The organism is Nitrospina gracilis 3/211, from assembly GCF_000341545.2.
In the GTDB taxonomy this organism is placed as follows: domain Bacteria; phylum Nitrospinota; class Nitrospinia; order Nitrospinales; family Nitrospinaceae; genus Nitrospina; species Nitrospina gracilis.
The window spans coordinates 2,640,662-2,649,286 of the sequence record NZ_HG422173.1; the positions used below are offsets into that span (position 1 = coordinate 2,640,662).

Below are 8,625 nucleotides of genomic sequence, written 5' to 3' on the forward strand. Positions count from 1 at the left end.
TTATTTATAATATGTTATAGTTCCCGGCGGGTCACGGGGCACCTGAAAATCAGGTGCTAAAACCAATCAATACAATAAATTAGCAATATCTATACCATTTTGAATCCCTTCAGGCGGTACACGTACGCGAGGATTTCCGCAACAGCGCGGTAAAGCTCTGCCGGGATGTACTGACCGATGTCCACCGTCTTATACAGGAGCCTTGCGAGGGGTTTGTCCTCAACCAGGGGCACATCGTTTTCTTTGGCAATCTCACGGATGCGGAGCGCCACCGGCCCCATCCCCTTAGCCACCACCACCGGTGCATCGTGCCGATCCCGGTCGTATTTGATGGCAATGGAATAGTGGGTCGGGTTGGTGACCACCACGTCGGCGTCCGGTACCGCGGCCATCATCCGGCGCCGCATCATCTCCAACTGCACGCTGCGAATCCGTTGTTTGACCTGCGGGCTACCTTCCGTATCTTTCCGTTCGTCTTTCACCTCCTGCTTGGTCATGCGCAGGTTTTTCATATAAGTGAAGCGCTGGAACAGGTAGTCGATGAAGGCCAGAACGATGAGAACCAGAAGAACCTGGATCATGATTTCCAGTCCGACCCGTCCCATGAAAGTCAGAATCTGCCCGACTCCGAAGTCGGTCATCGCCGGAATTTCAGAAAAATGACTCCGAATGGTGAAAAACGCGATGAGCGAAATGAGAGTGACCTTGAACAGCGACTTGAACAACTCCATCAACGCCACCATGGAAAACAGCCGTTTGGTGCCGTTGATGGGATTGAGCTTGTTGAATTTGGGAATGAGGGGATGACCGGAAAACCTGAGGCCGCCGGTCTGCATGAGGTTCACAACGATTCCTCCAACCATGATGGAAATCAGAATGGGGCTCAAAATGGTGAACACGTTCTGCACGATCCATGCGAGCAGCTCGCGCATGGCGGGGATGGTCGGCTCCACAGTATGCGCCCGGCTGATAAGGTTATGCCAGGTCGCCATCATTTTTTTGTGACGAAAGAACCGCCCAGGGCAAAGGCCAGAATCGCCATCATCAGGATGAAAGCGGAAGTCAGTTCGCGACTGTGCGCGAAATTGCCCCGCTCCTGCGCGTCCTGAATCCGTTTCGCTGATGGCTCTTCTGTTTTCTGATCTTTATTCTCTTCGTCCATAACTGCTTCCTCCACACATGCGGCGAGGCCTCAATTCAAAACGTCTGCATGAGGCCCAGCACCCATGCCGGCAGTTCAGCGATCTGCTTTTTCATGAGAACGGTAAAAAATGAAAACGTGAGACCCACCATGAGCAGCCCCACCCCGATCTGCAACGGAAACGCGACGATGAAAACATTCATCTGCGGAACGGTGCGCGCAACCAAACCCAGCCCCACGCTGATGAAGAAAAGAATCACCATCACCGGAGCGGCGATCTTGATTGCGGTCACGAACGTCGCCGCAAACACCTGCAGAATAAACTCGGCGGTGGAGGCCGAAAACGCGAACTGCTGGGGATTGATCATTTCAAAACTTTCCACCAGAGCGTGAACGGTGAGGTGATGCCCATTGAGTGCGAGAAAAAGAAAAGTCGCAAAGATATTCTGGAACTGGGCGGTGATGGATACCTGCGACTGGGTCTGCGGATCAATGACGTTGACCACACCGAATCCCATCTGGAAATCCACCATGGTTCCCGCAATCTGAACCGCCGTAAAAATCATCCGCATGACGTACGCGATGGAAAACCCAACAAGCATCTCCGAGAACAGCATGACCGAAAGGCCGAGAAGCCCCTTCGGGGGAACAATAGCGGCTTCCGGAACCAGCGGATAGAGGCTGACGCTCAGGAGCAGAATGAGGCCGGTCTTCACCCTTGAGGGAAACTGCGTGCTTCCGAAAAAGGGAACAAAAACGATGAAGGCCCCCACCCGAAACAGGACAAACAGGAACCGTTCGAAATCCGTGTAAGACAGATTGAACAGGTCCATCAGCCTATCAGGGAAGGAAAGTTGGAAAGGATGTTTTCGGTGAACCCAATGATGATTTGCAACAGCCAGGGAAAGAAGAGAAACAGCGCCAGAAACACCGCCAGGATTTTGGGGATGAAGGTCAGTGTGAGTTCCTGGATCGAGGTCACCGCCTGAAAAATAGAAACCACGAGCCCGGTGAGCAATCCAAAACCAAGCATCGGGGCAGAGAGCAACAGCGTGGTCTTGATGGAATTCATTCCAAAATCAATAATGAACTGTTCGGTCATCCTTTAGCCTCGTCAGAAAAAACTCTTCACCAGCGACCCCACCGTCAGGTGCCATCCATCCACCATGACAAACAGCATCAATTTGAAAGGAAGTGAAATCAACACTGGCGGCAACATCATCATACCCATTGAAAGCAGGATACTGGCCACAACCATGTCAAGAATGAGAAACGGAATGTAGATGAGAAACCCGATCTGAAACGCTGTTTTCAACTCGCTGATGACAAACGCCGGAACCACGACGGCCATACTCACCTCTTCCGCCGTTTCAGGCCGCTCATCCTGGGAAATATTGAGGAACAAGTCGAGATCCTTGTTGCGTGTCTGGCGCAGCATGAATCCCTTGATCGGGGCCTGCGCCCGCTCCAGCGCTTCGCCCTGCGAGATCTCCTCATTCAGATAGGGCTGCAGGGCCTCTGAATTGATCTGGGTCAAGACCGGACTCATCACAAAAAACGTCAGAAACAGGGCCAGCCCCACCAGCACCTGCGTCGGCGGGGTTTGCTGGGTTCCCATGGCCTGCCTGAGAAACGACAACACAATGACTATGCGCGAAAACGATGTCATCAGGATGAGGATGGAAGGAGCCAGCGTGAGAATGGTGAGCAGGGCTAGGATCTGCAGGGCGGTGGACATCGCCTCCGGTTCTTCCGTGTCCTCGACGCCCACCTGGATACTGGGCATGGGGATCGCCTGCGCGTCGGCAACCGGTCCCGCCGAAAAAAATGCAGTGAGGACCAGGAGGCCAATGAATGTGAGGAAAATTCTACGCATCACTTCCCCTTGTTGCCTTCAAGAGTTTTCTTAAGGCGCTGCTCCAACCCTTTTACCGAATCCGCTCCGTCGTTTTTATTTTGGTCATCTGCAAACTGCTTAACAAAATCGGGGAACGGATTGGTGGTTTTGGATTGCTTCACCACACGCTCGTAGGCATCCACGCGTTTGTGGGAGGGAACCGAAGGTTTGGAAGGCTCGGCCGTGACGGTTGCCGCGACCGGAGCTTCATCCTCTTCCTCGAAGGCTTCTTCTGCCATGACGGAAGGGGCAGGCTCCCTCACACTGGCCGGATCTTTTCGGCGAATGCGTGAAGTTGGCGTGTGCGCGCCACCCTTGATACGGTCGATCTGGTCCGGATCCTCCACGTTCGCCAAAAGGGAAATGTTTTCGTTGGCAATGCCGAGCACCAGCACCTCACCCGCTACCTCAACCAGGGCAATGCTTTTCTTCGGGCCCAGAAATCCTGTGGACAGCACTTTGATGGGCTTGTTCTCGGTGCCAAACACCCCGTTTTTCCAGACATATTTTTTAAACACATGAAACAGAAGAAACATCAATCCCAGAACCAGCGCCAATGTGTAAAACATTTTGAAACCGGCGGAAAAGACATCCGGTCCGCCGGACTTTTCTTTTTCCTGCAACACCGAGCTCGTTTCTTTTTCCGGAATGCCTCTGGATTCGGTTGTCTTCTTTCCTTTTTCATCTTTACGAAACGCCGTACCCACCATCTCCGACAACGTTTCCTTTTTAAGTGTGCTGGTAGAAGTCACCTTTTGTTTGGCGGGCTGGGTTTTGCTTTCGTCAAGAATTTCCACGAACGGATCCGGAGACTGGGAGCCCGTTTCTTTTTCGGTTCCACTTGAAATGGTTTGCGTGCCGGTTTTGGGAACCTGAATATGAGAAGGGCCGGATGCGAGAAAATCGCTCAAAGGATCGTCCGCGTTTTTGGGGGACGGCACGAGTTTGGATTTTTTGGAAGAGCTGCCCCCATTGCGCACGAGAACATCAATGTTGTTTCCTTTTCGGGAAATACGAAACCGTTTTTCCAATTCCTCTTTCCGTTCACCCAGAATGAAACGGATGCGAAGCAGTTCCTTGTTGTACTGGGATGCATACACCTGGTGAATCTCATCGTCACCAGTGGGAAAGTACTGCTTGGCCGGAGCCAGGTAGGCAAAGGGAACGTCGATCTGCACCGATTTCTGAAAAAAAACGGGTGCCCGGAAATTATCGGGGGCTTGCCGGAACTGGAGCTGAATATGGAGCCCCTCTTGCGTTTCCCGCACCATCACATCGCGAAGCTTGTTGTATTCCGTCAGTGGCAGAGCCCAGGCTGCGCCGGCAACCAGAAAATTGAGAACCAGCGCCCAGGCCAAACCAAACCGTTTCCACTCCATAACGCCTTCCCACCTTAAGAGTTGAACGTGTCAAAAAACCCGACAGACACCGGGTTCAACCCTAAATGTGCAAAGGCCATACCATGGGGTGGAAAAACTTCTTGAATTTCAGAGGGTTAAACGAGGGGCAATTCAAAACCCGTTACAAACAAAGGGGTTTTAAAAACTCCTATTGAGGCAGGAGAGGGATCGGCAAGGGCTGAGCGAAGAAAGAAGGAGTCCGCCCGGAGCGGTTACGCCCACCCCAAGGTCGGGGTCCGGGGCGGAATATTGACGTTGGCCTCAACCCAGAGACTGCACGCGTTCCATGGGGGAAACGATGTCGGTCAGGCGCACGCCAAATTTTTCGTTGACCACCACGACCTCGCCGCGGGCAACCAGCTTGTCGTTAACCAGGACTTCCAACGGCTCGCCTACCATCTTGGTGAGTTCGATCACCGAACCCTGCCCAAGCTGAAGAAGGTCATGAATCAACATTTTCGAGCGTCCCAATTCGACCGTCACCGTGAGCGGAATATCGAGAATGAGGTCCAGCCGCGAATCGCGTTTGGTTTTTTCACCCTCAACTTCCTCGTCTCCGCCTTCCTTGTCGAATTCGAAATCCTCGAATTTATCCAGGTCGTCCAGTGCGCCCAGTTCATTGTCATCGAATTCAGCCATAGGTCACTCTTCCCTTTCAATGATTTTGGAAATCTGTACGGCCTTCATTCCCCGGGAAACACCGGGGTGGCCCATGTACTTCTTGATGCCTTCAACCTTGACCGTCAACGGATCGGAGACATCGTTGCCGAGCATCAGGGTATCTCCCACCTGGAGCTGAAGCAATTTGCGGGGAGTCATGGGGGTTTTACCCAACTCCACCACACATTCGACATCCGTCTGCATCAACTCCTCGCGCAAGCGGCGGATCCAGACCTTGTCGGCCTCCATCCGCTCACTCTGGAAGTTCGCTTTCAGTTTCGGCAAAACCGGCTCGATGGCCGTGTACGGCAGGCAAATGGTGATGGTGCCGGAAGCGCGCTCCATCTCAATGTCAAACACGATGATCAGCACCACGTCCGTGGGCGGAACAATGGCAGCGAACTGCGGATTGATCTCGGAACGAACGTAAGAGGTCTTGACGCGATGCACCGGTTTCCACGCATTGGCCCAGTCTTCCAGCGCCTGCTGGATGACGTTGCGCGTCATGCGCATTTCAATGGAAGTGAAGTCCCGGCCCTGATTCTTCATCTCGGATGAGCCGGTGCCGCCAAAGAAGTTGTCCACCAGCGCAAACACCAGACTGCTTTCCATAACGACCAGTCCGAATCCGCGCAGGGGCTCCATGCGGAATACGTGCAGGCTGGAAGGAACCGGCAAGGAACGCAGGAAATCGCCGAACTTCAGTGAATCGGTTGACACCGTGCTGACGTCGGCGGAGCGCCGCATCATCCCCGAAAAGGAGTTGCGGAACAGCCGGGAAAAGAACTGGTTGATGATTTCCAGGGTCGGCAGGCGACCCCGGATGATCTTTTCCTGGCTGGTCAGGTCGTAGGGAACGACCCCCTTTTCCTCTTCCGTGATGTCGGCTTCCACCTCGATCTGGTTTTCGCTGACACCGCGCAGGAGGGCATCGACTTCGCCTTTGGATAATACCTGTGCCATATTCAGAGCCTGGTAAACTCGTTTACCGGATTCGGGCCCATTGAGCCCTGTAACCAATATACACGCTCAAAATCTATTATTGAACGATGAATTCCGAGAAATAGACGTCCTTGACGTGGCCCATCACCAGAAACCGGTTTACCCGCGTGGCAATTTCATCCTTCAGCTTGAACTTGCCCTGCAGGGAAATGACGTCCTCTCGTGTTTTGCTGCTGAGTAAAAGCAGAATGGAATCCACAATTTTGAATTCATTGGCCTTGACCTCAGGGCGAACCTCCGGGGAGCTGAGCTCCAGAGTCAGGCTGACTTTCAGGAACTGCTTGCCGTTGCTGCGTGCGAGGTTGATGAGAAACGGTTCCATGGGGTACATCACACCCATTTCCCCGGGTTCCTTGTCAGCGAACTTCGAGCCCGGGACCTGGAGCTCCTGACCCTGCTTTTTGGCCTCCATCTGCGGCTGTATGAAGTTCAGGAAGGCAAAATACCCGCCAACCGCGAGTCCCGCGATCAAGAGAAGAGTGAGCAGAAATCCACGGCTCACCCCGCGTCGAGGGGGAACCTCATCAATTATCTGATCGACACCTTCCTGTGTTTCTTGCTGAGCCATGCGCCTTCCTCCCGATCAATGGGCATTGTGGCTATTCCAATTCGAATGAATAATGAGCAAAGACTGTGCCAAGGCCAGACCTGTTCCTGAATCCGGATAACTACAATTATTATAAATAGTTAATATTTTTCTATCAATAATTCAAGCAGCCGGGAAACCCATTTTTTGACTTTTTATGTCAAGTTCTTGACTAAAGCAGGGTCTTCAAATGGTTCATGGCCTAATACTTTCACGGTAAAAACAAGGGATACTTGAATCAAATTGTGATTATTTTTTCAGCATGCCTGCTGGAAACATCCGCAAAACTCAGCACCTTAGAACCCGCCTTTTCCAAAGTCCCACCCTTCATTCCGGCCTGACCCTGTTATCCACTCCACCCAACCCCCTCAATTAAAACCGTTTGCAGGCTTTTTTCCAATTATTTCAATCCTCAACCCGTTGTGGGTACAGGATTTGATTAAGTCACCTTGATATCGCGCCGCAGGTGCGCCGATTCCGCCTACCCGGTAGGGGGCAACCACTTCAATCAATTGAGGACTGAAAAATGGGTCGATTTTTTAAATATGCGATTTTCCCGATCGGATTGGGGTTGTTGTGGGCTCTTCCGGCATATGCAGAGGAAGCCCCACAACTCAATGGCGCCGACACCGCCTGGATCCTCGTGTCATCCGCGCTGGTCATGTTGATGCTTCCCGGCCTGGCCCTCTTTTACGGCGGCATGGTGCGGCGTAAAAACGTCCTGAGCACCATCATGCACAGCTTCATTCCTCTTGGGGTGATCACCATTCAGTGGATCCTGATTGGCTATTCGCTTTCATTCGGCAGTGATATCGGTGGGTTCGTCGGGGGTTTTGACAAAGTTTTCCTCAATGGAACCAAGGTGGACACGCTGAGCGGGACCATTCCCGAGTACCTGTTCTGCATGTTCCAGCTGATGTTCGCCATCATCACCGTGGCCCTGATCAGCGGGGGAATCGCCGAACGGGTGTCCTTCAAAGCCTACGTCGTCTTTATTTTCATCTGGTCCACCCTCGTTTACGACCCCATCTGCCATTGGGTTTGGGGAGGCGGTTGGCTTGGTGAACTGGGTGCCCTGGATTTCGCTGGCGGCACGGTGGTCCATATCTCTTCCGGCGTGGCGGGTCTGGCGGCAGCCCTATACCTCAAGAAACGCCGGGGCTTCCCCGGTCCCATGATGATTCCTCACAATTTGCCCCTGGTGTTGTTGGGCGCCGGCCTGTTGTGGTTCGGCTGGTTCGGTTTCAACGCCGGAAGCGCCCTTGCAGCGGACCAGAACGCCGTTCTGGCCTTCACCAACACCCAGGTTGCCACCGGGGCGGGGATGATCGGCTGGTTGATTGCCGAGCAGGTGAAAGCCGGAAAACCCAGTGCGCTGGGTGCGGCATCGGGAATCGTCGCGGGCCTGGTGGCCATCACCCCGGCGGCGGGTTTCGTCTCCCCCCTGTGGGCGATGGTCATTGGCGTGGTCGCGGGCATGATCTGCTACCTGGCCGTCATCCTGAAGCACCGTAAAGGCATCGACGATTCCCTGGACGTGTTCGGCATCCACGGCGTCGGGGGCGCCTGGGGAGCGCTGGCCACCGGGTTGTTCGTCACCCACGGAGGAACAGGACTGTTGGACGGCAACCTGAAACAGGTCGGCGTGCAGGTCGTCGGCGTCGCCGCGGCGGCTCTTTATTCCTTCGTCGTCACCTACGGTCTGGTGGTGGCGGTGGACAAGGTGGTCGGATTCCGCGTGGATGAAGAGGACGAGGAAATCGGCCTCGACGCCACCCAGCATGGGGAGTCCGGTTACAACCTCGTATGAATATTCATTAAGGGAGGGTTCCGGCACCTGCCGGAACGACACGGGTCAATTGCAATGCCACCTCCAGCCGGGAAAAGAGGACACCGGGTGGAGGCGGCGATTCCATTCAAGCCTTTTCAGGCATAAAGG

Annotated in this window: 10 protein-coding genes; 1 reads left to right on the plus strand and 9 read right to left on the minus strand. The window is 53.8% G+C overall.

All coding sequences use genetic code 11. The features are described from left to right. Positions 1–89: 89 nt before the first annotated feature. The 9 genes from flhB to TX82_RS12680 form a co-directional block, all read right to left on the minus strand. Positions 90–995: a flagellar biosynthesis protein FlhB gene (flhB, locus tag TX82_RS12645; RefSeq protein WP_244875035.1), complete on the minus strand. Its 906-nt coding sequence runs from the start codon at positions 993–995 to the stop codon at positions 90–92. Beyond that, entirely contained in the window at positions 992–1,162 is a 171-nt protein-coding gene (locus TX82_RS16865; protein WP_244875036.1) for an EscU/YscU/HrcU family type III secretion system export apparatus switch protein, read from the minus strand. Before TX82_RS16865 ends, flhB begins: the two co-directional genes overlap by 4 nt. A gap of 35 nt (positions 1,163–1,197) precedes the next feature. Further along, positions 1,198–1,974, minus strand: coding sequence for a flagellar biosynthetic protein FliR (fliR, locus tag TX82_RS12650; RefSeq protein ID WP_005011440.1), 777 nt, complete (start codon positions 1,972–1,974; stop codon positions 1,198–1,200). Further along, on the minus strand, positions 1,974–2,243 hold the full coding sequence (gene fliQ, locus TX82_RS12655) for a flagellar biosynthesis protein FliQ (protein WP_005011441.1): 270 nt from the start codon (positions 2,241–2,243) through the stop codon (positions 1,974–1,976). The genes fliR and fliQ overlap by 1 nt, the downstream gene beginning before the upstream one ends. Before the next feature lie 12 nt (positions 2,244–2,255). Beyond that, a complete protein-coding gene (fliP, locus tag TX82_RS12660; RefSeq protein ID WP_005011448.1) occupies positions 2,256–3,017 on the minus strand; it encodes a flagellar type III secretion system pore protein FliP in 762 nt (253 codons plus the stop codon). Further along, the gene (gene fliO, locus TX82_RS12665; RefSeq protein WP_005011450.1) at positions 3,017–4,417 is read right to left on the minus strand and encodes a flagellar biosynthetic protein FliO; all 1,401 of its coding nucleotides are present in this window, start codon (positions 4,415–4,417) and stop codon (positions 3,017–3,019) included. The genes fliP and fliO overlap by 1 nt, the downstream gene beginning before the upstream one ends. Before the next feature lie 282 nt (positions 4,418–4,699). After that, positions 4,700–5,077: a flagellar motor switch protein FliN gene (gene fliN, locus TX82_RS12670; RefSeq protein ID WP_005011454.1), complete on the minus strand. Its 378-nt coding sequence runs from the start codon at positions 5,075–5,077 to the stop codon at positions 4,700–4,702. A gap of 3 nt (positions 5,078–5,080) precedes the next feature. Then, positions 5,081–6,061, minus strand: coding sequence for a flagellar motor switch protein FliM (gene fliM, locus TX82_RS12675; protein WP_005011456.1), 981 nt, complete (start codon positions 6,059–6,061; stop codon positions 5,081–5,083). 76 nt (positions 6,062–6,137) lie between these two features. After that, positions 6,138–6,668 carry a flagellar basal body-associated FliL family protein gene (locus TX82_RS12680; RefSeq protein ID WP_005011458.1) on the minus strand — a complete coding sequence of 177 codons (531 nt, stop codon included), beginning with the start codon at positions 6,666–6,668 and terminating at the stop codon, positions 6,138–6,140. A 544-nt stretch (positions 6,669–7,212) separates the two neighbouring features. Between TX82_RS12680 and TX82_RS12685 the strand changes: the two genes are divergently transcribed. Then, positions 7,213–8,496 carry an ammonium transporter gene (locus TX82_RS12685; protein ID WP_005011460.1) on the plus strand — a complete coding sequence of 428 codons (1,284 nt, stop codon included), beginning with the start codon at positions 7,213–7,215 and terminating at the stop codon, positions 8,494–8,496. The last annotated feature ends 129 nt before the right edge of the window (positions 8,497–8,625 follow it).